Source organism: Streptomyces sp. NPDC057424 (assembly GCF_042803315.1).
Classification (GTDB): Bacteria; Actinomycetota; Actinomycetes; order Streptomycetales; family Streptomycetaceae; genus Streptomyces.
Genome location: NZ_JBHVCP010000046.1, coordinates 22,250 through 46,178, shown reverse-complemented (window position 1 = coordinate 46,178; position 23,929 = coordinate 22,250). Strand labels below are relative to the sequence as shown.

Genomic DNA, 23,929 nt, shown 5'->3' with positions numbered 1-23,929 from the left:
TGCGTGAGCCCTCCTCCTACGCTGTCGGAGTGCGGGAACCACCCGTTCGGGTCTGTGTCGGCCCCACCCGGAACATCCCCTCCTCTCCCGCCGGCCGCAGAGCGTCCTCGGCCGAGGCGCCCCGGGACCAGGCCGCCGCGTACTCCTCGGCGTCCAGGAACGTGCGCACCCGCCTCTCGGCGGCGAGGTGCGCCTCGTGGAACGGGCGCAGGCCGATGAGCGCCACCCCCGTGTCCTGACGCATGCGGTGGGCGGCGCCCAGGAGCCAGGCCGCCCGGGTGGAGTCTCCGGTGGCGGCCACCGCCCAGGCCAGTGTCTCCAGGCCCCAGACCGGCCCCCAGCTGTCCCCGATCGCCTGTTGCCGCGCCAGGGCCTCCTGCAGAGGGGGCAAGGCTCTCTCCGCTTCGCCGTGTCGCAACTCCACGAGTCCCGTGCACCACTGGGCCCAGGTGCGGGCCCATTCGGCCCCGCTCGCCTCGGCCTCGGCGACGTACACGTCGCGAGCCGCCGAGGCCGAGACGCGGGTACCGAAGAACGCCTCCGCCATCGCCCACAGCATCGTCGCCATGTGCGCGTCGCCGGCCTGCCCGGCGGCACGGAACCGGTCCCGCGCCTCGGCCAGCAGCGGCCTGGCGGCCGGGTCGCCTCTGACGAGCATGGCGTGCGCGCCCTCGATGTACGTCACGGGCGCCGTCGACGGGCCGTCCGGCAGCTCCAGGGCCACGGCTCGGCATTCGGTCAGGAACGTCTCAGCCGCGGGGTTGTCCCCCTGGCAGAGCGCGATCCACGCCTTCATCGCCAGCGCGCCGGCGATCAGCGTCGGCGCGCCGCCCGGCACCGCCACGGCCGCTGCGTCCCGTGCGCCCGGTGCGTGAGGCCCGCCCGGTTCGGTGGCGAGCAGCCGTTCCAGCCAGTGCCGGCCCTCCCCCAGCGTGCTGCTGAAGAACCAGCACCGCGTGCGGGCCAGGTTGACTGCGATCTCCACGCCCGCCACCGCCAGGTCGTGCCTGCTCGCGCAGTGGTCGAGAGCGGTACGGAGGTTGGGCAGTTCGGTGCGCAGCCGGATCAGCCAGTCGACTTCGCGCGGCCCGCACCACGCGTGGCCGGCCCGCACGGCGGTCAGCCGGTAGAACTCGCTGTGCCGCACGCGCAGCCGTGTCGTGCCGCCTTCCTCCCGGAGCCGCTGCTGCCCGTACTGGCGGATGGTCTCCAGCAGGCTGTACCTGGCCCGGTCACCGGAACTGTTGACCACGACGATCGACTTGTCGACCAGCCCGGCCAGCAGGTCGAGCACGTCCTCCCGGGCCACGCCCTCGCCCGCGCAGACCGATTCCGCCGCCTCCAGGTCGAATCCGCCGGAGAACACGGACAGCCGGCTCCAGAGCAGTCGTTCGCCTTCGGTGCACAGGCCGTGGCTCCAGTCGACGACGCCGCGAAGGGTGTGGTGGTAGCGGGCCGAGGTGCGGGGCCGGGGCATGGACAGCAGGCGGAACCGGTCGTCGAGGCGCTCCAGGATCTCCTCGGCCGTCATCGCGCTCAGGCGTACCGCCGCGAGTTCGATGGCGAGCGGAATGCCGTCCAGCCGCAGGCACAGCTGGGCGACCGCCTCGCGGTTGCGGGCGGTGAGCCGGAAAGCGGGGGCGGAGCCGGCGGCACGGTCCAGGAGGAGCCGCACCGCTTCGGAGCGCAGCAGCGGGTCGTCGGCCGTGGTGCCGCCTGTATGGCCGTCCGCGACGGGCAGGGTGAGTGACGGCACCGTCAGTACGTGCTCGCCGGGTGTTCCCAGACGCTGTCGGCTCGTGGCCAGGACGCGCAGTCCGGGCGCGGCACGCGCCAGCCTCAGCACGAGCACGGCGACGTGTTCCACCAGGTGCTCGCAGTTGTCCAGGACGAGCAGCAGGCGGCGGTCGCGCAGATGACCGACGATGGCGTCCGCGGCGGGGCGCGCGGACTGGTCGCGCAGGCCGAGTGCCTCCGACACGGCCCGGTCGAGCAGGTCCGCGTCGCTCAGTGGAGCGAGGTCGGCGAGCCGGACCCCGTCGGCGAAGGAGGGCGCGGCCTCGGCGGCGACGCGCAGAGCAAGCCGCGTCTTGCCGACCCCGCCCACTCCGGTGAGGGTGACGAGCCGGGCGGTCCCCAGCAGCCGCCGCACCTCGGCCACTTGTGTCTCCCGGCCGACGAACGTGGTCATCTCCACCGGCAGATCGCCGCCCTGTGGCAGTGGGGCCTTCCGCGCCTCCGGTGCCCCGTTCAGGTCGGGGGCGGCTGCCAGCAGCCGCTGATGAACCTGCCTCAGTCCGGTCCCGGGCGCGACGCCCAGCTCGTCGGCGAGCAACGCGGTGACCTCGCGGTAGCTCTCCAGCGCCTCGCCCTGTCGTCCACAGTGGAAGAGCGCCAGCATCCGCTGAGCCCAGAAGTTCTCGCGCAGCGGGTACTCCTCGATGAGGCCGCGCAGTTCCGGCAGTACGTCAGCCGCCCTGCCGAGGGCCAGATCCGCGTCGATCCGCAACTCCACTGCGTCCAGGCGCTGTTCGTCCAGTGCCGCCACGACACCCTGCAGGAGGTGCGCGGGCAGGTCGGACAGCGCGTTGCCCCGCCACAGGCCCAGGGCCTCGTCCAGCAGCGGCGCCGCGCGTGCCGCCGCGCCTTCTTCGAGGGCCGTGCGGCCCTGGCGCACCAGGGCGGTGAAACGGTGCAGGTCCAGAGCGTCCGGCGCGGTTTCGATCACATAGCCGTGGGGGCGGGTGAGCACGGGTGCACCACCCGCCGGGCAACCGAGGGCGCGCCGGAGCCGCAGCACGTAGTTCTGGAGCGTGTTGCGCGCGCGGCCGGGCGGGTCCTCCCCCCACAGCCGGTTCACCAATGTCTCGACGGTGACGACCTGGTTGGCCTCGGCAAGCAGAACCGCCAGCAGCAGCCGGACCTTTGCCGCGTCGATGCGCACGGGCCGCCCGTCGCGCAGGACTTCGAGGGGCCCCAGGACCCTGAACTCGTACCGCGTACTCACCGCTCCCCCGGTCACTCGCCCGTGGGCAGCCGCCACGGTATGACGAGAAGTGACCGCCCGGATACGCATTGTATCCAGCGCGTGACCGGGAGGTGACCGGCGTGAGGGCCGGGGTGAGGACCGTGGGCCCAGCGTTCACGGCAGACGGTCCTGGAGTCCGCACATGGCTTTGAGCAACCCCCGACACCCCCGCTCCGCCCTCGGGAAGACGACGTCCGCGGAGCCTCTCACCGGTGTGACCCTGGGCGAGCACCTGCGAGGACAGTTGCGTCGCATGTGCGGCGCGGCAGGGTTCGCCGTCTCCTGCGGCGGTCCCGGGCGTCCTCTCTTCGATCTGCTCGGCCTGCTCGGTCCCGCGGCCCGGCGCCCCCTCGGGGCCGGGCCGCCCTCGCCCTCGTTCGTGTGCGACGACCACTCCCCGGTGGAGTTCTCGCTGGCTTTCGCGGCCGGAAGCCCGGTGGCCCTGCGTCTCCTGGTCGAACCCGGCTGCACGGCGACCACGCTCGAGGAGAACGGACGCCTGGGCCGGCAGGCCCTCGAGACGCTGGCCGCACGCCGGGGCTTCTCGACCGAACCGGTGCGCCGGGTGGAGGACTTGTTCTTCCCACCGGTGATGCACGGCTCGTTCGCGCTGTGGTGCGCGATGGATCTGCGCCGGGACCTGTCCACGGGGATCAAGGTGTACGTCAATCCGCAGGCCCACGGGCGGGAACGGTCCGCACAGGTCACACAGGAGGCGCTGGACCGGTTCGGCTTCGGCCGGGCATGGCCGGCACTGCGCGAACGAGCCCTCCGGCGCGGCCCGGACAAGGACGAGATCCTGTTCTTCGCGCTCGACCTGGGCGAGTGGCACACGCCACGGGTGAAGGTCTACGTCGCTCACCACGGCATCACCGCCGCGGAGGTGCGTACGGTGTCGCGCTTGCTGCCCGGAGAACCCGCCGAACACGTCGGCGCGTTCTGCCGCGCGGTGGGCGGCGACGACGGGCACTTCACCCACCGGCCCCTGGTGTCCTGTCTGTCCTACACCGGGCGGAACTCGACCCACCCGAGTGGCTACACCGTTCACGTGCCGGTCCGCGACTACGCGCCGGACGACGAAATCGCCCGGGACCGCGCCACTGCCGTTCTGCGGCGCCACGGCATGGATCCCGGCGCCATCGCATCCGCATGGGCCGCGATGACGTCCCGCCACCCGCGCGACGGGGTGGGGATGATCGCATACGTGTCGCTCGTGCAGAGCACCTGGCAACCGCCGCGCGTGAACGTCTACTTCTCGCCGGAGGCCTACGCGGTCCACCCTCCGCGCGCCGCAGACCCTGTACCGGATGGGTGGGTGAGGTAGTGGAGCCCTACAGGATCAAGGTCGTCGAACCGATTCCGGTGACGACACGAGCCCAGCGCGAGCAAGCCCTGCGGCGAGTGCACTACAACCTGTTCGGACTGCGCGCCGACGAGGTCACGATCGACCTGCTCACCGACTCGGGCACAGGTGCCCTGTCGGCCGCGCAGTGGGCCGCGGGCATGGCAGGTGACGAGTCGTACGCCGGGTCACGGTCCTTCTACCATTTCCAGGAAGTGGTCCGTGACCTGACCTCCTACCCCTGCGTCCTGCCCGTCCACCAGGGCCGCGCGGCGGAACGCATCCTCTTCTCCGCGCTGCTCACCCCCGGGCAGATCACGCTCAGCAACACCCACTTCGACACCACCCGCGCCAACGTGGAACTGACCGGCTGCCGGGCGGTGGATCTCCCCTGCCCGCAAGCCAGGGACCTGGACAGCGACGAGCCCTTCAAGGGCAACATCGACCTGCACCGGCTGGAGGAGACACTGCGGGGCCCGGACGCCTCCGGGATCGCCCTGGTCATCATGACGCTGACCAACAACGGCGAAGCCGGCCAGCCGGTCTCCATGGACAACCTCGCCCGGGCCGCCTCCCTGTGCCGGGAACACTCGGTCCCGCTCTTCCTCGACGCCGCCCGCTTCGCCGAGAACGCCTGGCTGGTCACCCAGCACGAGGCCGCCTACCGTGACATGAGTCCCCGTCAGGTCGCCGAGCAGGCGTTCCGGCTGGCCGACGGTTGCCTGATGAGCGCGAAGAAGGACGGCATCGTCCACATCGGCGGTTTCCTGGGTCTGCGTGACCGGTCCCTCGCCGAGCGGTGCGAACTGCTGCTCATCGCCACGGAAGGCTTCCCCACCTACGGCGGCCTGGCCGGCCGGGACCTGGACATGATCGCCCTGGGGCTCACCGAGGTCACCGAACCCTGCTACCTGCAAGCCCGAGCCGACGCCGCCCGGCACCTCGCCCGCCTGGCCCGCGACGCCGGCGTCGCCATCGTCGAACCGCCGGGCCTGCACGCCCTCTACCTCAACGCGGGCCGTCTGCTTCCGCACATCGCCGCGCACCGCTTTCCCGGCCACGCGCTCGCCTGCCAGCTCTTCCTCGAAGGCGGCATCCGCTCCGTGGAACTGGGTTCGCTCTACCTCGGCAGCGAGGACGAGAGCGGCGTCCCGGTCACCGCAGCGCCCTACGAGCTGGTCCGGCTCGCGCTTCCCCGCAGGACGTACGGCCTCAGCCACCTGAACCATGTCGGTGAGGTCCTGGCCGCCACGGTCAAGGACAAGGAGCGGATCCCGGGCTACCGCATGGTGGAACAGCCCCCGCTCCTCCGTCACTTCCGCTGCAAGCTGGAACCCCTCCCGTCATGAGAACGGCAGCGGGGTTCCCTCGATTCGTTGGTGTGCGCCGTGTCACACCCTCCAACTCTCGCCTAAGTTGTCTGCATCACAGCGGAAATGTCCATTTGGCGTGCATGCTCGAAACGGATGCCGGCTCCCGAACTGGGTCTCATCCGCATCCTCTTGGGCGCCAAGCTTCAAAGTGACCCATGACACAGCACTCGTGACATTCCCCCTGTCCCCCCGGAAGGTGCCCCCATCATGGCCGCTTACCTCTGTCCTCCTGCCGTGATACACGGCCAGCACGCCGTGAAGACCAGCCAGATAGTGGCGGAGGTGAGCGATCGGCACCCACATGCGGCGTGGGCACCGCGGATCGACGGCATCGCGGCCAGTACGGGCATCGAGACCCGCGGGTGGATGCTGCCCCTGGAGACCGCCGTCGCGCCCGGCAACGGCAGCGGCCTGCGGGCTGTCGGCATCCAGCCCGCTCAAGAGGCGCTGGCACGGGACGGGTTCACCCAGCGGGAAGTGGACCGCGTGATCGCCGCCCTCGAGACCGTACCCGCACCGCAGACCGTCCAGGAACGCACCGCACCGGCTTGGGAGGCCGTGCAGTCCTACGGGGAGCATGCGGCGCGCGGGGCCCTGCAGTCGGCCGGACTGGACGCCGCGGACGTCGACTGCCTGATCACCAGTCACTCCACCACCCCGGCACTGCCGGGCCTGGACATGGCCCTGGCCAACAGGCTGCCGCTCCGTGACGACGTGATGCTGCTGCCGGCCACGCAGTGGGCCTGTATCGCGGGAACCCGCTCCCTGGCGCTGGCGTCGGATCTCGTGGCCGCGGACCCCGACCGGGTGGTCCTGGTCGTCATATCGGAGGCGCTGAGCACGACCTACCAGCCCGCGGACGACACCCTGGAGTCTCTGATCGTCCGGTTGCTGTTCGCGGACACCGCGGTCGCCGCGGTGGTCACGGGCCGCCAGAGGCCAGAGTCCCTGCTGCGGCTGGACGCCGCCTGGCACCACACCCTGCCCGGCACCCAGGACCTGCACCGCCTGGAGACGCGGGCGGACGGCACCCACTTCGTGATGGACCGGCGTGGGCCGCGCGCCGTACAGGAGACGGTCACCGCCATGTGGGAGTGGCTGCGCGCCCGCTACCAGGACCACCCCGACTCCTGGCACCCCGACGTGCTGCTCGCGCACCCCGGGGGGACGCGGGTGCTGGAGTACATGGAGCAGACGATGCCGGAAGCGTGGCCGTCGGGGCTGCTGGACTACAGCCGGGACAGTTACACCAGCGGCAACCGCGGAGGCGCCGCCGTGTTCGACATCCTGCGGCGGGCGCACGACGCCGGGCAGCAGAAGTCAGGCAACCGCGCCGTTCTGTACGCGGCGGCACCGGGTCTCACCGCCACCGCCTTGGAAGGGCAGTGGCTGTAGTGCGCAGGGGCGCCGTCCGCACCCTCGGCGGCTGCGCACCCCGCATTCCTGGCGGCACCCGCGCAGGCCGGCCGCGGCCCCGGCGCGTGCCGCCTCATCTCCCGACTTCCGCCCAGACGACCTTCCCCGAGTCCGTCCACCGCACCCCCCACCGGGTGGTGAGCCGGTGCACGATGCCCAGGCCACGGCCGCCGTCGTCGAGCAGGCCGGGACGACTCAGCCGCGGCCTGCCGTTGCCGGTGTCGCCCACCTCGCACAGCAGGCCGTGACCGGCCCTGATCAGCCGCACCGTGATGGGACCGGTGGCGAAGCGCACCGCGTTCGTGACCAGCTCGCTGACCAGCAACAACGCGGTGTAGCGGGTGTCGTCCCTGATGCGCCATTGCCTCAGCAGCGCGGAGACCTGCGCACGGGCACGGGCCGGGGCGTCGTCGCGGGCGGGCAGCCGCCAGGTCGCCGTGTCCCCCTTGCGGTAGCCGATCATCCGAGCGAGCAGCAGGGTCACATCGTCGCGCTGCGGCACGGGCGCCAGCGCGGAGACGATGTGTCGTGCGGCCTGCTGGAGGGCGTCCCAGGGGTGCACCCCGGCCACCGCGTCCGCCAGCCTGCCCATGCCGTCGTCGATCGACAGGGTGGGGTCCTCCACCAGGCCGTCGGTGTAGAAGGCGAGCACGGAACCCGGGGGCACGCCGAAGGTGTACACGTCGAACGGCTCCCGCAGCGCGAACTCGGCACCCAGGCCGGGGTGAGGGCGGATCGGGAGCGTGCCCGCGCGCCCGCCCGGGGAGACCAGGATCGGGGGGAGGTGGCCGGCGCTGGACAGCGTCACATGGTGGCTGACCGGGTCGTAGAGGGCGATGCAGCAGGTCGACCCGAGGGCGCTGTAGCCGGCCGCCAGCCCGGACTCCGCGTCGTCCAGCATGGTCACGGTCTCGTCCAGGTGCTCCAGTACCTGGTCGGGCGCGAGCCCCGCGGACAGCAGCGCGCGGGCTTCCATACTGAGCTGGCCCATGGTGGCCGCGGCTCCCAGGCCGTGCCCGACGACGTCACCGACCACCAGCGCGGTACGTCCGTCAGGCAGCGGGAAGCTGTTCACCCAGTCGCCGCCCACGCCCGCGCTGTCGGGGGTGGCGGGCTGGTAGACGCTGGCGATCTCGATGGTGTCGCCGCCGGTCCGGGGCAGGAGCCGGCGCTGCAGCGCCAGCACCTGCGTGTGTTCACGCTGGTGCTGACGAGCCAGGTCGACGTGGTGGGCGGTTCTGGCCACCAGCTCCTGCAGGTCGAACAGCTCGCTGTCGCGGAAGGGGCAGTCCGCTCGCCGCCAGACCTCCGCCACGCCCAGCACCACGGGCGGCGCACTGTCCAGGACCAGTGGTATGCACGCCACACCTGCCGACCGGTCACCGGGCACCAGGGCGCGGGCCACTCGTGGACTGCCGAAAACCCGCTCGACCGCCTCCCCGTCGGGTATGACGATGGTCTGCGGGGCATCGTCCCGCAGCACCGCCTGCGCCAGCAGTCGGCTGGCGTCGCCGGGAAGATCGTCGCCCGGCGTCATGTAGCCCTCGGGCCACACCCGGTCCGGAACGAGAGCCGCCCGCCGCAGCCGGATGCGTCCCTGCGTCCTTCCGCTGACTCCCTCGCCCGTCCACACGGCGAAGTCGAGATCCACGGCGGCCACGTCTCCCCAGGCCAGCAGGGACTCCGCCAGCGACTGCGCGGTCTCGCCGATGTCCAGTGAGGTGCCGATCGCGGTCTCGGCGGCGTAGAGGTGCAGCCTCCTGGCCATCGCGATCACGGAGACCGTCAGGCCGCCCTCCGGTGCCGCGGAGGGCAGGATGCTCATCGAGACCACCAGCTCCGAGCCGTCGCCACGCCGCAGGCGCTGGATTCGGGCGACATGCGCCTCACCGCTCTCCACGACCTGCCGCAGCCGCCGTGTGACCGTCGGTACGTCCCCCGGGGGCAGGAGATCGACGAACTGCCTCCCGGCCCCGGCCTCCAGCCCCGCGAACACGGGGGCTTCGAGATTGCAGCGGGTGATGATCAGGTCCCTGTCCAGGTTGACCGCGCCGAGGATCTGCTCCTGACGCCCGGCTTCCGGGCTGTCGGGGACCTGCCGGTGCATGGCGCGGTCACCCCGCGCGTCGGCCGCCTCCGCTCCACCTTGCGGGATGTAGCGCCCCAGGGCCCGGCTGACCAGGTCGAACGCCGAGGAGGACGAGGGCGAGGGTGTGGAGTCCATGCGACTCCCTCAGCAATCCCCGGCGCGGTACCGGGGCCGTATGCGGACCCGTGCGGCGGGCCCCGAGTTCCCTGACCGCACACCTCATTGAATAACACCGGGGGCGGCTTCGCACACACCAGCGAATCTCGCGGTGTCTGCGGACCGTGAGGGAGTGCCGGGGCGGGCAGGGGCGCGCTCGCCCTGTCCGCGGCTCGTCCCTGCTCAGCGCGTGTTCAGTGGCTGTGCGTGAGCGATGAGCAGCGCGACATCGTCATGGTCAGCGGGACTGCGGAGCCGCTGAAGCAGCCGGTCGCAGGTCTCCTCCGCGGAGCGGTACGGCGGGGACAGCAGGTGCAGGAGATCGTCCAGGCGCGTGTCGATGGGGTCGTCGCGGGTCTCCACCAGGCCGTCGGTGTACAGGACGAGTTGATCACCGGGGTTCATGGTGACGGCGGAGGTTTCGAAGGGTCCGCTGCCGACTCCCAGCGGGGTGCCGGTGGGCAGATCGAGCAGTTCGGGGGGTCTGCCGGCCCGCACCAGGACCGGGGGCAGGTGGCCGGCGCACGCCACGTGCAGGCGGGAGTGGTGCGGGTCGTAGACCGCGTACACGCAGGTGGCGATGTAGGGGTCCAGCCCCTGTGTGATCTTGTCGAGATGGGTGAGGATCCGGCTCGGGGTGAGATCGAGGTCGGCGAGCGTGGAGGTGGCGGTGCGCAGCCGGCCCATGGCGGTGGCGGCCGGGATGCCGCTGCCCATGACGTCGCCCACCGCCAGGGCGGTCCGGTCGCCGCTGAGGGGAATGACGTCGTACCAGTCGCCGCCGACCTCGCTGAAGGCCTGGGCGGGTCTGTACCGGGCAGCGATCTCCAGGCCGGGGCGGCGGGGCGAGGGCTGGGGCAGCAGGCTGCGCTGCAGGGTTTCGGCGGCGCTGCGGATGTGCTGGTGCAGGACGGCGTTGTCGATGCTCAGCGCGGCGGAGGAGGCCAGTTCGGAGGCGAGGGTGAGATCGTCCTCGTCGAAGGGCCGGGGGTTGCGCCCGCGGGCCAGGCTCATCACGCCGATGATCTGCCCGCGGGCGATGAGGGGGACGGCCATGTCGGTGTGAACGCCGGCTTCTGCGAGCAGGCCGGCCGCAGCGTCGTCGGCTGCGATACGGCTGAGCTCGCCGCTGTCGATGTGGGTGATCAGCAGGGGCTTGCGGGTGCGGAGGCAGTGGGCTGCCGGATGGTCGGCGTGGTAGGCGGTGAGGTGGCCGGGCGCGATGATCGCCTGGGAGGCACCGGTGGGGTAGGCCGTCTTCACCGCGAGGGCTCGGAGCAGCGCCGAGCCCTCGCCGCGGTCCGGGCGGCCTGTCCGCAGGACGGAGTCCAGGATGTCCACCGCGATCATGTCGGCCAGGTCCGGCACCAGGACGTCCGCCAGCTCCTGGGCGGTCCGCTCCACCTCCAGGGTGGTCCCGATGCGGGCCGATCCGTCGGCCATCAGGCGCAGGCGCTGCTGGGCCCGGTCGGCCTGCCTGGCCGCTTCGTACCGGTCGGTGACGTCCACCACGACGTTGGCGATCCCCAGCACATGCCCGCTGTGATCCTCCAGTCGGTAGAGCGACACGGCCCAGGCGTGATCGTGGTCCGGGTCGGCGCGGGTGCGGCCCACCACCTGCTCGTCCACCCTGGGCAGGCCGGTCTCCAGAACCTCCCGCATCTGGTTCTCCGCGGTCGCGAAGGGCGCGCCGGGCAGGATCTCCCGGAAGTGGCGGCCCACGTGGTCGGCCTGGGGGACGCCGTGCATCGAGGCGAGGGCCCCGTTGACGGCCACGTACCGCAATTCGGTGTCCAGGACGGACAGGCCGATCGGCGCCTGGGTGACCAGCTGACTGGACAGGGCCACCTCGCGCTCCACCCGCCGCACCGTGGCCCTGTCGGTGGCCAGCCCCAGAGCGTAGTGATCGCCGAGGTTGTCCGTCAGCCGCATGTTGCGGAACTCGACCGTCCGGGTTCTGCCGTCCTTGAGCCGGACGGGGAACGATCCCCTCCAGTCCTGGCCGGTCTCCACCACCTCGGCGAACAGCGCCGCCCCCGCTTCCCGGTGCTCGGGGTGGAGAAGCAGGGTGGCCGCGTACTGTCCGACCGCTTCGTCACCGGTGTAGCCGAACAGCTCCTCGGCCTGGGGACTCCACATGTCGATCCGGCCGTCGGCCTCCACCAGCACCGCGGCGACACCCAGAAGGTCCATCAGCCCGCTCGGGTCTGACGCCGCCGCCTCCTTCGGATCACCCGCCTGCTCCGAAGGCTGATTCGCTCGGCTCATCACATTCGCCCCTTAGGCCTCTCGACCTCACCGGCCCGCCTGCCTGCCCGTCTGCCTGCCTGCCTGCCTCAGCAGACGCTCACGACGGTCTCCATGCAGGTCGGCAACCCGTTCACGATGCGGCACGCAACCCGCTGACGGCCAGGGAACGCGCCGGGAGAACGCCCCGCAACAGGTCGGGCCTCACGGCCCCTGCGTCCAGCACGATGATCGACGCCGTGCCCGGTTCCCTGACTCGGTCCTTACCCTTCCACCCTTCCACACGTCCCCATTCCGGCCGAGGAGATCACAGCTCGCGGGGATGTGCCCGTTCCAGGGCTGTCGGCTGACCGTACGCCTGCTCGGACGGCGGGTCGTCACCGGACTCGGCGGGAGGACGGCAGCCGGGCCGCAGCGGCCATGGCCTGTCGGAGGTGCGGCGACGAGGCTCCACAGGCCACGTGGTCCTCATCCCCGGGCAGGAAGCTCCCGTCCCAGGCGTGCGAGCGGGGAGAAGGCCATCACCACCGGGGACAGCAACATGCCTGCGGCCGTCACCAGCAGGCCGGTGCGCAGCCCCCACCCACTCGCGAGAAGTCCGCCGAACAGGGAACCGAGCGGGGTCAGCCCCATGCCGGCGAAGGTGATGGTGGCGGCCGTGCGGCCCTGCATGCCGTCCGGAGTGACGGCCTGCCGGACGGCCATGACCGTGACATTCACCAGCTGGCCGCCGATCCCGAACACGAAGCCGACCCCGAGGAGTGCGGCGACCGTCACCGCGGAGGAGCCGTGCAGTGCGGGCACACACAGGAACATGCCGTCGCCGAGTGCCGCCGCGCACACGAGCACCGGGCCGTAACCGAACCGGCTCGGCAGCCGGGCGGCCAGCAGCGAGCCCAGGAGCGCGCCCGGTCCCACCGCCGCGAGCGCCAGCCCGACGACGGTGCCCGACAGGTGCAGTTCCCGGGGGAGGAACAGGAGGTAGACGGTCATCATGGCCGCGAACGAGAACTGGAACGCGGCAGAAGCCAGGCATACGGCCCGAAGCACGGCGTCGCCGATGACGAAGCGCAGGCCCTCATGAATCCGATGCCAGACCCGCGGGCGATGTTCCGGGCGTTCCGGGATCGGTTCGGCTCGCCGCATCCGACGGATCGACAGGAACGACAGGGTGAAGAACAGTGCGCCGCCGGCGGCAGCGACCGGCGCCGACAGCAGGGACACCAGCGCACCGCCCAGAGCGGGACCTCCGATCTGCGCCGCGGACCGGCTGCCCTCGAGCGCGCTGTTGCCTCGCACCAGTTGGTCGCGTTCCACCAGACGTACGAGCGACGCCTGGTAGGCCACGTCGAAGAAGACGGACAGGGCCCCGACGGCGAGCGCGAGCACCAACAGGCCGGGCATGCCGAGCCGGTCGAGGAGGCCGGCCAAGGCGACAGCCCCCAGCGCGAGAGCCCGGCCGATGTCCGTGAGCACCATCGTCGTGCGGGTACGCCACCTGTCCACCCACGCGCCCACGAAGAGCGAGAGCAACAGGATCGGCGCCTGCCCCACCGCGCGGAGGACGCCCAGCTGGCCGGCAGTGGCGTCGAGTGTCAGGACGGCCAAGAGCGGCAGGACCACCAGGCTTGTGTGTTCACCGAGTTGGGAGGCCGTCTGGCCCACCCAGAGCCCGCGGAAGTCGGCGTTCCGCCACAGGCCGGACGGGACAGGTCGAGGGGAACCGGATTCAGCGGAGCAAGCGGACGGCACGAGAATCCCTTTGTCGTGAGGGGACAGCACGCGATGACAGGCCGGTCACGGCCAACGACGTCAACGCGCGCTCGGGAAACCGACCATGTCTCAGCTCCTCATGGGTGACTCGCCGCGCCCGAAGCCTAACCGTCGGCCCGGGTCGTATAAAGATCTGCTCTCCTCAGCCGTCAGCCTGCCACGCGTGCCGCTGCGCAGGCCCTCTCACCCCGGGGCTGCGGCGCCGCAGTTCGCACTCCCACCGCCGCGTCGGCAAGATGGGATCATGACCGAGATCCGCACCCCTCGCCTCGTCCTGCGCCGATGGCTCGACGACGACGTCGTCCCCCTGTCCGAGATCCATGCCGATCCGGTCGTGATGCAGCGCATCGGCGACGGCACGCCGCGCTCCCCGGAACACACCGCACAGGAAATCGAGGCGTGGGAGGAGGAGTGGGATGAGGAAGGATTCGGGGTGTTCGCCGTCGAACTCCTGGGCTCCGGGGAGCTGGCGGGCGCCGTCGGCCTGTCCGTGGCCGGCGCTCCGGCTGAGGTCGCCGGCCAGGTGGCGATCAGCTGGCGGCTCGGGCGGGTGTTCTGGGGGCAGGGTTATGCCTCGGAAGCGGCGCACGCCACCCTGGAGTTCGCCCTGCAGGACCGCGGCCTCGACCGGGTGGTCGCCGTATGCCGCACGGACGACAGAGCCTCCGCGAACGTACTGGGCAAACTCGGTATGCAGCCGGAAGGCACCGCGCGGCACCCGGTCCACGGCTACGACCTCGCGGTCTACGGCATCGACCTCACGCAGTACCAGGAATAGCAACCGCGCGCTGGGCGTGGCCGACCCCGGGGCAGGGGCGCGACGTCGGTGCTCCGGGGCGGCGGCCGCGTGCTCACCATGGTTCGGTGTCGCGGCGACCGACCGCCGACACGACCGCCGGCCGGACACCGGTGACGTCCGAGCAGCGAGCCGGACCAGGGGCGGACGCCCCTCGGCCGCGGGTACGTCCGGCTGGTCTCCGCCGCTGCGGCCGCCCCGCTCCCCCGTGCCGTGCCTCCGGCCGGCCGGAGGCATCCCACAGCCGGTCAGCCGTGCTTCTTGCGCACGGCCGCGTCGAGGACAGGTCCCCGTTCCTTCTGATCACCCTCGTCACGGGTCTCACCGAGGCGTTCCACTTCGCCGAGCGACACGGGCTTGGTCAGCACCTCCACCCGGACGTCCTGGACGCCGGGCAGTAGGTGCCCACCATGTCCGGTGCCGACTCCCGGGTCAAGGCGCCGAAGCTGCCGGAGCGCGACATCTCGCTCCGCGCGGGGCGGGGGTACTGCTGCGGCGCGGCGGACGCCAGGTTCACGTGAAGGTGACGCGCATGCCGCCCTCCGCCAGCACGTCGAGTACCAGGGCGACCAGGTCGTACGGTTCGCCCTCAGGTGTGAGGAGGCGGGACAGATGCTCGCGCGCGGGCACGGTGTCCCGCCAGAGCAGGGTTGCGGGGGCGGTGTATCCGAAAGTGCCGCGCAGGCAGTCCGCGAGCGCGTCCACGCAGCCGCCGAAGTAGCCCCCCGGCCCGTTGACGGCCTCGCCGAGCGCCAAGAAGAGACTCGGCTCGTCCGTGATGTGCCGGCCATCCAGCTCGTACGTCTGTCCGGCCGGTCGGTCCTTGTGCTCCAGCCGGCAGCCCCGCTCACGGACGAGTTCGAGCCACGCCTCGCGCTGCCGGGTATTCAGGCCGGCCCATGCGCCGGGGGTGTCCGGCGGGCCGCCGAGCCAGCGGTCCCAGAGGGGACGGGCGTATGCGGGGACGGGCCTGTCGAGCTCTTCGCCGAGTTCGAGGTCGATCAGATCCGGCCCATGGGTGGACGGGTACCACGCACGGATCGTGGGCCGTAGCAGCCGGCCGGTGAGCGGCTCGCCGCTGTCGTCCCGGATCTCCAGCCAGACCTCGTCCAGGTCCAGCGCGCGTCGGGTGCCCGTCGCCAGTGCCTTCCGCAGCCGGCCACCCGGCGAGAGGCCCCGCAGGACGAGCGAGGGAGCAGCTTGCTCGGCGGGCAGGACACGCGCGAACTCCCGGCACGTGCCCAGCCACCGGTACCCGTCGTGCAGACGGACGGGAGCCCGGTGCCCCTCCGGCGGGCCCATGTAGTCGTCCAGGCCCGTGAGCACGAGAGCATCCGTACGGGGTTGCCGTCCGAGGGTTTCCGCGTCCTCCAGCAGCCAGGCGCCGGCCGTCCTGTCTTCCGGTACGAGCCACACCCGGCATCCGACCCAGCCGCGCACCTCGGCACCGTCCGGCACCCAGCCGAAGAGTTCGTAGGTCGCGCGCCTGGGCTCCCTGAAGAGTCCCTCCACCTCGGCACAGATCCCCCAGACGTGGCCGTGCTCCGACTCCGTCAGGGCGTACCGTCCTTGCCCGCCCTGCCCTCTGTCTCCCTGCACGATGGGAATCATGCCCTGATCAGGAGAAGACCGCGAAGCCCTTTTCGCACGAGGGCGAGCTGCGCGGACACTCAGCCTTCCGCCGATCGAGCGGTGAGGGTCACGTGTGGTGGGTCGCGATGAGTTTCGGAGGCGCGGTGGGTCTATGGGGGTGACGGTCACCGAGATGCACGGCCAACACCGCTCGTCTGTATTCCCACCGGTCAACCGCACGCGAGGAGCACGACATGACCGCTCCCTACACCTTCGACGTCTTCTCCAGCCTCGACGGCCACGGCGCCGCCGGCGCCGACTGGACCGGCTACTCGGGCAGGCAAGGGCCCGAGTTGCTCGACCACCGCCTCGCTGTGTACAGCGAGGAGCAGCGAATGGTCTTCGGGGCCCACACCTATCGGGCCTTCGTGCAGATGCTGGCCTCCAGCACCGAGGAATCCGACGTGCGCGACCCATGGGTGACGCGGATGCGGAACCTGCCGGCAACGGTGGTGTCGACGACGCTGGAAGGACCCCTCGACTGGCCGAACGCGTCGGTCGTGAGCGGTGACGCCGTCGACGTCGTCGCCCGGCTCAAGGAGGAGTCGGAGGTGCCGTTGCGTTCGCACGGCAGCCTGTCGTTGAACCGGGCACTGATGGCCGCCGGACTGGTCGACCGCTTGCAGGTGACGCTCTTCCCCGTCATCACGGGCCGGACCGGGCTGGACGCGATTTTCCAGGGTGCGGCCGACTTCGATCTGGAGCTGATCGAGAACCGGACGCTCGACGGCCACATCCAAGAGCTCGTCTATCGCCCCACCCTCCACTGACCCGTACGGATCCCCGCGCGTCGAGACGGAAAGGGCGACCCGACGGGGTCGGCGTACACCCGGTATCCGACTGGCCCGTCACCCGTGGAACAGTCCGTCGCCCTGCGGCGAGCCGGCCCGAAGGCCGAGGTTCCGCAGTCAGGCGCTGGCGTGGCGACGCCAAGCCGTCCTGCGCGGAGCGGCATGGTGCGCAGGCTCTGCCGAGTGATCGGTCTGCTGACGCCTCAGCCACAGGGACGTCATGCCCAGCAGAGCGGCGAAGACCGCCAGGAACAGCACCGACACCCACATCTGCCGGCTTCCGGGCTCTTCCCATCCCGCCGATGCCGCCGCAGCAGCCCACAAGACGGCACCCCCGGTGTAGAACGTGCGCATCCGGCGCAGCTGCCGCAGGGCTCGTACGGATTCAGCGTGATCAGTTTCCGAAGCCATGCCGACGCAGGTACCCCGATCCGCGCCGTCTATCAGCAATCAGCAATCAGCATTGTGTCCGGCCGGGAGGCCGGGGAGTGGCGGGGCCCGGGTGCCGAGGGCACGGTCAGCCCGGCACAGTCGCGAGCGCTCATCGTCAAGCGCCGTTCGATCGTGACCTGTCGCACCTCGGTGAACCACTCGGACCGTCGCAGCTCGCTGCCCGGCCACTGCACCTCCGAGGGCACGCGTCTCACCGAGCTCGCCGAGCAGGCCCAGGTCACCTGGCCGGACGAGGAGATCCTTCACCGCGGGCGCAGGTGCTCGATCGTGACACGGTGCTGCTCGGCCAGTCGCCGGGCGATCAACGAGCGGTGGCATGCCTCCGGGTCGCGCTCGACGCAGAAGAGCGCTGCTCTTCCGCTGCTCGGCAGCGCCGTCACGATCGGTGTGAGGTCGGCCCGGTCGAGGATCTCGGTGGTGTAGCGGTGGGTGTACTCAGCAGCGAGTTCGCGGCGCGAGCGCTTGCCCACCCCTCGGCGGTCGTCCTCGGCGTACTGGAGCCGGCGCAGCTCGGTGGTCGGGGCGAGCTCGGGGTGGTGTTCGTAGGCGATCCCGGCCTCGGCGAGGGCCGCCTGCAGTCGGCGTGAGTTCGCCCAGGCGTACTCGGGTCCGCGGACGCCGCGGCGCTGACGTACGTCGAGCAGGAGGTGGACGTCTGCGTGCCGCAGTCGTTGCAGGAAGGACTCGGCGACGAAGCCGTAGACGCCGATCGTCACCATTCCGGGCATCGGCATTCCCCCCATCTGCTCGCTGCTCGGGCCGGTTCGACCGGCACGAGCAGCAGAGTCGGCGAGGTCGCGTCACGCGACGGCGGTCCCCTCGAGTTCGACCATCTGGCCGGGGACGGCCCACCGTGTCACCCCGAGCATCGTGGTGGTCGGTGCCACTCCGGCGGCGCCCAGCCGTGCCGCCAGCACGCCGTAGTGCGGGAACAGCAGATCGACATCCGTGGTGTAGACGTTGAGCCGGACGAGGTGCGCGAGGGACATACCGGCCTCGCCGAGCACGGCCTCCAGGTTGTCGAGGCTCAGGGCCAACTGTGCGGCCATGTCGCCCTCGTGCTGGGGCTTGCCGTCGCCGCTCATCGCGGTCTGTCCTGAGCAGTACAGGGTCCGGGTGTGCCCGGAGACGATCTCCCCCTGGTTGAAGCCCATCTCCACCGACCACGTCACCGGATTGATCGCCGTTCGCTCCACTGCCACATCAGCTCCATGCGAGTCATGGGGAGTGCCTCCGTCCATCGGCGAGGCAGCCGCCGTCGTCGACGTCGGTGCTGACGAGCCTTCCAACGAAACACGACACCCTCGGTCATGTATTCGATAGGGTCCTCGCATGCGCGCCGATCGGCTGGTCTCGCTGGTGCTGCTGCTGCGTCAGCGCGGTCGGCTGACTGCCGACACGCTGGCCCGCGAGCTGGAGGTGTCCACCCGAACCGTGCTGCGCGACATCGAGGCGCTGTCCGCGGCCGGCGTCCCGGTCTACGCCGAACGCGGCCGGCACGGCGGGTTCGCGCTGCTGCCCGGTTTCAGGACCGAGCTGACCGGACTGAACCACGACGAGGCATTCGCCCTGCTGACCGCGGGAGCGGGGCGCGGCGAGCGGGTGTTCGGCCTCGGTTCGGCGCTCGCTTCGGCCATGCGCAAGGTGGTTGACGCGCTACCCGAAAGCCATCAGGCCACCGCGAGCGACGCGGCCCGGCGCTTTCTCGTCGAGCCGGAGACCGACCTTCTCCCCCGCCGTGTGGTCAGCGATGAGGTCCCCGACACCACGATGTTCGAGATCCGGCGTGCGGTGCTCGCCGGACACAGACTGCGGATCCACTACGCGGCCCCGGACCAGACGCCGCAGTGGCGCACAGTGGACCCCGTCGGCCTGGTCACCGTTCGCGACCGGGGCTACTTGCTGGCCACGAGGTCCGGCGCGGACCGCACCTACCGGCTGTCGCGGGTGTCGGCCGCCGAGGCACTGCACGAACCGGCGCAGCGGCCGGACCAGGTTGATCTGGGCCAGGTCTGGCGGGAACGCTGCGCGCGGTTTCTGTCCAGCGACCATGTGACCGTGCTGGTACGGGTGAGCCAGGAACGACGGGAGGAACTGCTGAGCAGCGCGGTGGCCGTCCGCACCGCGGAACTCGACGGTGACGGCTGGCTGCGGCTTGAGGTGACGTTCCAGGATGTGCGGCACGCCGAGTGGGCGCTGTGGCAGCTCGGCACGGACGCGGAAGCCTTGGCTACGGGGTCGTTGCGCACGTCCCTGCGCAACCGCGCCGCCGCGATTGCCGCCCGATACGCAGCCCCGCCCGCGGGGCGCTGAGCACGTCCGAGTACGCCCACTCCACTCCCGGCGCTGGACGCATGGTCCGTAGCGGGAGGCAGCCCCACCCCGCCTCGACCGCGGCCTCCTGCCTCAAGTCGGCGCCTTTGACGTCCTCGCCTGCTCGGCGCTGGTCGCCTTCCGTGCCCCGGCAGGCTGTTCCAGGCTGCCGGCATCTGTGCTGTTCAGCGCCTGTTCCAGCGTTGGCGTGCGTCGTCGATCGGAACGCGGCCTCGGCGGAGGCGGCGTCGAGGGCCCCGGCCATTGGAGGGTCACGAGCCCGTGCGTGGCTGGGGCCGGCGGTGACGGTCGCGCGAACTCGTCAACGGCGCGGGAGCAGTACGCGGCGCGGCGGGCGGCTTCGCTGTCGGACGGCAGCGTGGCGCCGTAGCGCACGAGCCACGCCTCGCGCTGCCCGGTGCCGAGGGGGCCGGCGGCTGGAGCGGTGAAGGTGATGATCTCGGGCAGACGGAGGGAGTGATCTTGTTGTTGGTCCCATGAGGGGGGATGTCGTGACAGTGCCTACGCGTCGAATGCCGTACGTGAAGCGCCGCCGGTATGGGTTCGATCTCCGGTCGACGGCCCTGTTCTTCGTGTTCCTCGCGGTGGGCGTGAGTGTCCTGGGCCTCGCCGCTCGCGTGGCGGCGGGCGCGGTCGAGCGGCGTCCCGCCTGGGTGTTCGTGCTGGTCGTGACAGGTGTCGCGCTCTGCCTGGGTCTGCGGCGCCGGATGCGCGTGGCGGGAGTGGCACGCCGGGCCGCCGCAGCGCTCGACGAGGCGGCCAGGGAAGCTGCCGAGCAGCTGGACGCTCCGGCGGTTCCCCGTCAGCGAACGTCCGTCGAGGTCGCCGTCGACTACGACGCCCTGACGCCGGAGGAGTTCGAGGAGGCGATCGCCGCACTCTGCGAGCGCGACGGATGCTCTGCCGTCGAAGTCGTGGGAGGCGCCGGGGACCTGGGCGCCGATGTCGTGGCCGCGACGCCCGACGGGCGCCGGATCGTCATCCAGTGCAAGCACTACGGCGCGTCCCATCGGGTCGGCTCCCAGGATCTGCAGCGCTTCGGCGGCACGTGCTTCACCGTGCACGAGGCCGATGTCGCCGTGCTGGTCAGCACGAGTGACTTCACAGCGCCGGCGATGGAGTACGCCGAGCAGTGCGGGATCGTGTGCGTGGACCGGGAGACCCTGGAGGCGTGGACGGCCGGCACCGGCTCCCAGCCCTGGGAAGCCGTCCTGGGGGGCGGGGCAGCCGGGTGGGAGACAGCCGGCGCCGAGTTCTGAGGGCTGCGGGCAACCGGCCTGCACGCTCACGGAGACCGGCGGGCTTCGGCGGCAACTCGCTTGATCGGGCGCGGGGCGGACACGGCAGGCTCGCGGTGATACCGGTGCTGACACCTTGCGGCCGTTGGACCGCGGGCTGGCGCTGGTCGCACGGCGAAGGAGACTTCGGCCGAGGGCCGGTCGGGCACGGGTGCCGCCCGCGCGACTCGATCAACACCCCCGAGGAGACGCTCCCTCGCGTGGTCGCGGCATGGCGCGCATGGCTCGCATGGCTCGAGCGTTGTGAGCGCGCCTCGCCCGGGTGGCCCTCACCCTCCGTGGCGACCCGGCGGTAATCCGGGCGCGGCGGGGTAATGGGATGTCGATCAGCACCCCGTGGAGAAGGAGCCGAGGATGACCGACGACGCCTACCTGTTCCTGCTTGACGACGCGTCCGCGCAGCTCGGTGTGGCCCCGGCCGCCGTCGGTGAACTCGCGTGCATGGAGACTCCCGCGGTTCGCGCCTGGCTGGACGCTCAGGGAAGCACGCCGACCTCACCGCACCTGCGGTTGCTGCCGCCGGAGGAGACGGCGGCCGTGCCCGAGGGAGCTGAACGGCTGCCCGTCCCGCTGAGCGAGGAGGAGCTGAACCGCCTCCGCCACCGGATGGCCCCGGAGCCGCTGGCCCGGGTCGAGGAGGAACTGCTCGCCTACCGCGACTGCGCGGACGGGCGGGACGGCCTGATCGGACGCGCCCTGGCCGCCGGTGTGGCACCGCACCGCATCGTCGAACTGACCGGGGTGGACCCCGCGACGGTGACCGCCGCAAGCAGGTGACGAAACCGGCGGACGCCCTCGCCCGTCGTCCGGTTCCAGCGATCGGCCTCGCCGGGCAGAACCATCCGGCGGAGCCGATCGACTGTGCGGTGGCCGCATGGCGCCCCGTAACGCCACTCATGCCCTCGAGACGTCCCTCTCGCCACCCGTGGTCCGGCGCATGACCAACTTCCGAGGGAGCCCTACGCCCAGGGCGCGGGACCGGATCAGCGGTTGCGGGTGAAGACCTTGTCCTGGGTGGAGCCGCCGGCGCACAGCTTCTTCTCGTCGGCGGTCATCTTGCGGGACTTGACCACGACCGCGCTGTGCTTGCCGTCCGTGCCGTTGGGGGCCGGGCCGGTGACCGTGTCGGGCACGAACCAGTAGTAGTGGCCCCACTTGGGGTCGTCGTAGTGGGTCTGCCACGTGCCGGATATCTGCCGCATCACCTGGGCGCGGGAGATCCAGCCCACCTCCCCCGGCTTCACGGTGACGGTGAAGGAACTCGTCTCCGTGTGCGAGCTCTGCCAGGTGTAGTTGTAGGTCGCGGTCACACTGGCCGTGATGATTCCCTCGATGCCGCCGCCCACGGTGACCGAGCCTCCCACCGAATGGGAGGAGCCCACGGTGTCGGCCCACGACATCGACTGGGAGGCGGGTGAGTCCGTGCAGTTGAAGAGCAGTTCGGAAACCTGACGGGGCTCACCGAGGTAGGCCTTGCCGAGCTGGGGGGAATTGAAGCTGCACTTTCCTTCTCCGGAAGCGCAGTCGGCCATGATCTGTTCGGCGGTGGGCTGTTCCCCGGCCGCGGCCGGCACAGCCGTCGCGACCACCCCGAGTGCGGTCGCCGTCAACGCGAGCGTGCGGCTGCCGTACCGCAGGGTGTGGTTCGTCGTCATCGTTGCTGCCTTTCACCATGAGGTGGGGGATGTGACCGCAATTCCCCTTGTTCCGCGGGTTCTTGCAGTCACCGCGTGATGCCCATGAGGCTCACGTAATCGACAGCCGAGCTACACCAAGAGATGGCAAAGTTGTAATTGATTTCGAAACTGATGAATGACCAACTTTGTTGTCTGCCCACCGATTCGGACGCGACACTGACCGCACCTGCGGCAAAGCCGTCGGCGCCGCGATGAGTTCGCGGCGCCGACGGCGTGCGGAGTCGCCTCAGCCGAGGGGATCGAGCGTGAGGTAAGCCTGGCGCGGGTTGCCGTCGTGGACGAGTGATTCATGGTGGCCCACATCGTCGAAGGCGAAGGCGTACGCCTTTCCGTCCGCCATCCGGGCATGGATCTCGCGCGCGTAGCGATTGGTGACGTTGTCCCGGTAGAAGTCGGCGGCGCCGGCATCGGGCTGGTGGGAGTTGACCAGCAGAGTGGAGCGGTTGAAGCCGGCACACAGGGTGCGCGAGATCGGGCCGCGCACCTGGTCGTTGGGGGCGTCGAGCCTCCTGTGGCAGCCGAAGACGGAGGAGGCGTCCGGCTTCTGGAAGCTGGTGACGACGGCGCCGGCACTGTTGGTGAAGTTCATGACGCCGCCGGAGACCCGGCCGTAGTACATGGTGCCGGGCTGATCGGCGAACGGGGTGACCGTCAGGGTCGAGGTGGAGTACTTCTGCCAGACGCGGTTGATGTAGTCGTCCATGACGGTGGCCGGCAGAGCGCCGGTCTCCAGGCCGTACAGCGGCGACAGGGCGCGCAGCACGGTGCCGTCGGGGCGGGTCTGGATCAGGTTGGCCCAGCCTCCGGGCTGCCCCCTGAGGGCGTTGAAGAAGCCGTCGTATCCGCCGGGCTCGAGCCGGCCGGTGCTCGCGGTACTGCCGTCGGCTCGCTGCACCCCCACCGCGTAGGGAGCGGAGAACATGTCGACCTGAGTGCTGTTGATCCACAGGCCCGAGTCGTTGAGCGTGTACTCCGACCAGTTGAACAGGATGTTCCGGTTGGGGTCGGTCGGGTTCTGCACGGCAGGCTGTACCAGACCTCCGGTGGTGAGCCTGAAGACCAGTTTCCGGCCGTAGGAGAAGTAGACGCGTCCGGAGAGCTTCGGCATGCGGATCGTGGCCGACTGCCCTGCCGCCGGGCCCGGGATCGAGGCGTCGGGGGCGGGAACCGGCGGGTTGCCACCCGCCGGCCAGGGGTGGAACGCACCGCCCGCGTCGGCCCAGCCCTGCCGTCCGGTGGAGAGCTCCGTGCCGAGGTTGTAGACGTACAGCTGCTCGCCACGGGCCGAGTTGTTGGTGATCTTCAGAGGGATCGTCGCCGGGACGGCGGCGTGGGCCTGCGCACCCGATCCGGTGGCCGGCAGTGAGCCGGCGAGGACCGCGGCGAGGGACAGCCCCGCGGCCGTGGCCAGGCACCTGAGAGTTCGCAACACGCTCCGCCTCCGTTCGACAGTCTGCCGATTCGGGAAATGATTGAGAGCGCTCTCAAAGCTTGCATCTTGGTC

General features: G+C 71.0%; 17 protein-coding genes and 1 pseudogene. 9 read left to right on the top strand and 9 right to left on the bottom strand.

The window, feature by feature from the left end; genetic code table 11:
- Nucleotides 1-16: 16 nt before the first annotated feature.
- Nucleotides 17-3,007, bottom strand: a complete 2,991-nt coding sequence (locus ACFU3E_RS29110; protein ID WP_384164545.1) for a BTAD domain-containing putative transcriptional regulator — start codon at nucleotides 3,005-3,007, stop codon at nucleotides 17-19.
- A gap of 163 nt (nucleotides 3,008-3,170) precedes the next feature.
- Between ACFU3E_RS29110 and ACFU3E_RS29105 the strand changes: the two genes are divergently transcribed.
- From ACFU3E_RS29105 to ACFU3E_RS29095, 3 genes are all read left to right on the top strand, one after another.
- Nucleotides 3,171-4,352: a tryptophan dimethylallyltransferase family protein gene (locus ACFU3E_RS29105; RefSeq protein WP_384164542.1), complete on the top strand. Its 1,182-nt coding sequence runs from the start codon at nucleotides 3,171-3,173 to the stop codon at nucleotides 4,350-4,352.
- Nucleotides 4,352-5,719, top strand: coding sequence for a tryptophanase (locus ACFU3E_RS29100; RefSeq protein ID WP_384164539.1), 1,368 nt, complete (start codon nucleotides 4,352-4,354; stop codon nucleotides 5,717-5,719). Before ACFU3E_RS29105 ends, ACFU3E_RS29100 begins: the two co-directional genes overlap by 1 nt.
- Before the next feature lie 231 nt (nucleotides 5,720-5,950).
- Nucleotides 5,951-7,138, top strand: coding sequence for a type III polyketide synthase (locus tag ACFU3E_RS29095; RefSeq protein ID WP_384164536.1), 1,188 nt, complete (start codon nucleotides 5,951-5,953; stop codon nucleotides 7,136-7,138).
- Nucleotides 7,139-7,232: 94 nt separating this feature from the next.
- On the opposite strand, the gene ACFU3E_RS29090 is transcribed toward ACFU3E_RS29095, so the two are convergent.
- The 3 genes from ACFU3E_RS29090 to ACFU3E_RS29080 form a co-directional block, all read right to left on the bottom strand.
- On the bottom strand, nucleotides 7,233-9,383 hold the full coding sequence (locus ACFU3E_RS29090) for a SpoIIE family protein phosphatase (protein WP_384164533.1): 2,151 nt from the start codon (nucleotides 9,381-9,383) through the stop codon (nucleotides 7,233-7,235).
- Nucleotides 9,384-9,587: 204 nt separating this feature from the next.
- Nucleotides 9,588-11,672: a SpoIIE family protein phosphatase gene (locus tag ACFU3E_RS29085; RefSeq protein ID WP_384164530.1), complete on the bottom strand. Its 2,085-nt coding sequence runs from the start codon at nucleotides 11,670-11,672 to the stop codon at nucleotides 9,588-9,590.
- 447 nt (nucleotides 11,673-12,119) lie between these two features.
- Nucleotides 12,120-13,349 carry an MFS transporter gene (locus ACFU3E_RS29080; protein ID WP_384164598.1) on the bottom strand — a complete coding sequence of 410 codons (1,230 nt, stop codon included), beginning with the start codon at nucleotides 13,347-13,349 and terminating at the stop codon, nucleotides 12,120-12,122.
- Between the two features lie 319 nt (nucleotides 13,350-13,668).
- Here ACFU3E_RS29080 and ACFU3E_RS29075 point away from each other — a divergent pair, with 319 nt between their 5' ends.
- Together ACFU3E_RS29075 and ACFU3E_RS29070 are read left to right on the top strand one after the other, a co-directional pair.
- Nucleotides 13,669-14,202 (top strand): GNAT family N-acetyltransferase, encoded by a 534-nt coding sequence (locus tag ACFU3E_RS29075; protein WP_384164527.1) that lies wholly within the window; start codon nucleotides 13,669-13,671, stop codon nucleotides 14,200-14,202.
- Nucleotides 14,203-14,519: 317 nt separating this feature from the next.
- A pseudogene (locus ACFU3E_RS29070) lies at nucleotides 14,520-14,696 on the top strand (NAD(P)-dependent oxidoreductase); the annotation flags it as partial.
- Between the two features lie 37 nt (nucleotides 14,697-14,733).
- Here the strand turns inward: ACFU3E_RS29070 and ACFU3E_RS29065 are convergent.
- Entirely contained in the window at nucleotides 14,734-15,831 is a 1,098-nt protein-coding gene (locus ACFU3E_RS29065; protein WP_384164524.1) for a barstar family protein, read from the bottom strand.
- 215 nt (nucleotides 15,832-16,046) lie between these two features.
- On the opposite strand from ACFU3E_RS29065, the gene ACFU3E_RS29060 reads away from it, so the two are divergent.
- A complete protein-coding gene (locus tag ACFU3E_RS29060) occupies nucleotides 16,047-16,622 on the top strand; it encodes a dihydrofolate reductase family protein (RefSeq protein ID WP_384164521.1) in 576 nt (191 codons plus the stop codon).
- 716 nt (nucleotides 16,623-17,338) lie between these two features.
- Here ACFU3E_RS29060 and ACFU3E_RS29055 read toward each other — a convergent pair.
- The gene (locus tag ACFU3E_RS29055) at nucleotides 17,339-17,824 is read right to left on the bottom strand and encodes a DUF488 family protein (protein WP_384164518.1); all 486 of its coding nucleotides are present in this window, start codon (nucleotides 17,822-17,824) and stop codon (nucleotides 17,339-17,341) included.
- Between the two features lie 72 nt (nucleotides 17,825-17,896).
- Nucleotides 17,897-18,292 (bottom strand): RidA family protein, encoded by a 396-nt coding sequence (locus ACFU3E_RS29050; RefSeq protein ID WP_384164595.1) that lies wholly within the window; start codon nucleotides 18,290-18,292, stop codon nucleotides 17,897-17,899.
- Nucleotides 18,293-18,428: 136 nt separating this feature from the next.
- Between ACFU3E_RS29050 and ACFU3E_RS29045 the strand changes: the two genes are divergently transcribed.
- The 3 genes from ACFU3E_RS29045 to ACFU3E_RS29035 all read left to right on the top strand — a co-directional run bounded on the left by ACFU3E_RS29045 (nucleotide 18,429) and on the right by ACFU3E_RS29035 (nucleotide 21,505).
- Nucleotides 18,429-19,409, top strand: coding sequence for a helix-turn-helix transcriptional regulator (locus tag ACFU3E_RS29045; RefSeq protein WP_384164515.1), 981 nt, complete (start codon nucleotides 18,429-18,431; stop codon nucleotides 19,407-19,409).
- 533 nt (nucleotides 19,410-19,942) lie between these two features.
- Nucleotides 19,943-20,689, top strand: a complete 747-nt coding sequence (locus tag ACFU3E_RS29040) for a restriction endonuclease (RefSeq protein ID WP_384164592.1) — start codon at nucleotides 19,943-19,945, stop codon at nucleotides 20,687-20,689.
- A gap of 393 nt (nucleotides 20,690-21,082) precedes the next feature.
- Nucleotides 21,083-21,505, top strand: a complete 423-nt coding sequence (locus tag ACFU3E_RS29035; RefSeq protein ID WP_384164512.1) for a DUF6003 family protein — start codon at nucleotides 21,083-21,085, stop codon at nucleotides 21,503-21,505.
- Between the two features lie 206 nt (nucleotides 21,506-21,711).
- Here ACFU3E_RS29035 and ACFU3E_RS29030 read toward each other — a convergent pair whose 3' ends face one another.
- Together ACFU3E_RS29030 and ACFU3E_RS29025 are read right to left on the bottom strand one after the other, a co-directional pair.
- On the bottom strand, nucleotides 21,712-22,383 hold the full coding sequence (locus ACFU3E_RS29030) for a hypothetical protein (RefSeq protein WP_384164509.1): 672 nt from the start codon (nucleotides 22,381-22,383) through the stop codon (nucleotides 21,712-21,714).
- Between the two features lie 268 nt (nucleotides 22,384-22,651).
- Nucleotides 22,652-23,857 (bottom strand): glycoside hydrolase family 64 protein, encoded by a 1,206-nt coding sequence (locus ACFU3E_RS29025; RefSeq protein WP_384164507.1) that lies wholly within the window; start codon nucleotides 23,855-23,857, stop codon nucleotides 22,652-22,654.
- Nucleotides 23,858-23,929 lie beyond the last annotated feature (72 nt).

What these genes read in the sequence shown, in the direction of transcription:
- ACFU3E_RS29060 (WP_384164521.1), top strand. Translation starts at nt 16,047, where the DNA reads ATGACCGCTCCCTACACCTTCGACGTCTTCTCCAGCCTCGACGGCCAC.
- ACFU3E_RS29040 (WP_384164592.1), top strand. Translation starts at nt 19,943, where the DNA reads ATGCCGTACGTGAAGCGCCGCCGGTATGGGTTCGATCTCCGGTCGACG.
- ACFU3E_RS29045 (WP_384164515.1), top strand. Translation starts at nt 18,429, where the DNA reads ATGCGCGCCGATCGGCTGGTCTCGCTGGTGCTGCTGCTGCGTCAGCGC.
- ACFU3E_RS29090 (WP_384164533.1), bottom strand. Translation starts at nt 9,383, where the DNA reads ATGGACTCCACACCCTCGCCCTCGTCCTCCTCGGCGTTCGACCTGGTC.
- ACFU3E_RS29085 (WP_384164530.1), bottom strand. Translation starts at nt 11,672, where the DNA reads ATGAGCCGAGCGAATCAGCCTTCGGAGCAGGCGGGTGATCCGAAGGAG.
- ACFU3E_RS29095 (WP_384164536.1), top strand. Translation starts at nt 5,951, where the DNA reads ATGGCCGCTTACCTCTGTCCTCCTGCCGTGATACACGGCCAGCACGCC.
- ACFU3E_RS29035 (WP_384164512.1), top strand. Translation starts at nt 21,083, where the DNA reads ATGACCGACGACGCCTACCTGTTCCTGCTTGACGACGCGTCCGCGCAG.
- ACFU3E_RS29075 (WP_384164527.1), top strand. Translation starts at nt 13,669, where the DNA reads ATGACCGAGATCCGCACCCCTCGCCTCGTCCTGCGCCGATGGCTCGAC.
- ACFU3E_RS29030 (WP_384164509.1), bottom strand. Translation starts at nt 22,383, where the DNA reads ATGACGACGAACCACACCCTGCGGTACGGCAGCCGCACGCTCGCGTTG.
- ACFU3E_RS29055 (WP_384164518.1), bottom strand. Translation starts at nt 17,824, where the DNA reads ATGCCCGGAATGGTGACGATCGGCGTCTACGGCTTCGTCGCCGAGTCC.
- ACFU3E_RS29105 (WP_384164542.1), top strand. Translation starts at nt 3,171, where the DNA reads ATGGCTTTGAGCAACCCCCGACACCCCCGCTCCGCCCTCGGGAAGACG.
- ACFU3E_RS29065 (WP_384164524.1), bottom strand. Translation starts at nt 15,831, where the DNA reads ATGATTCCCATCGTGCAGGGAGACAGAGGGCAGGGCGGGCAAGGACGG.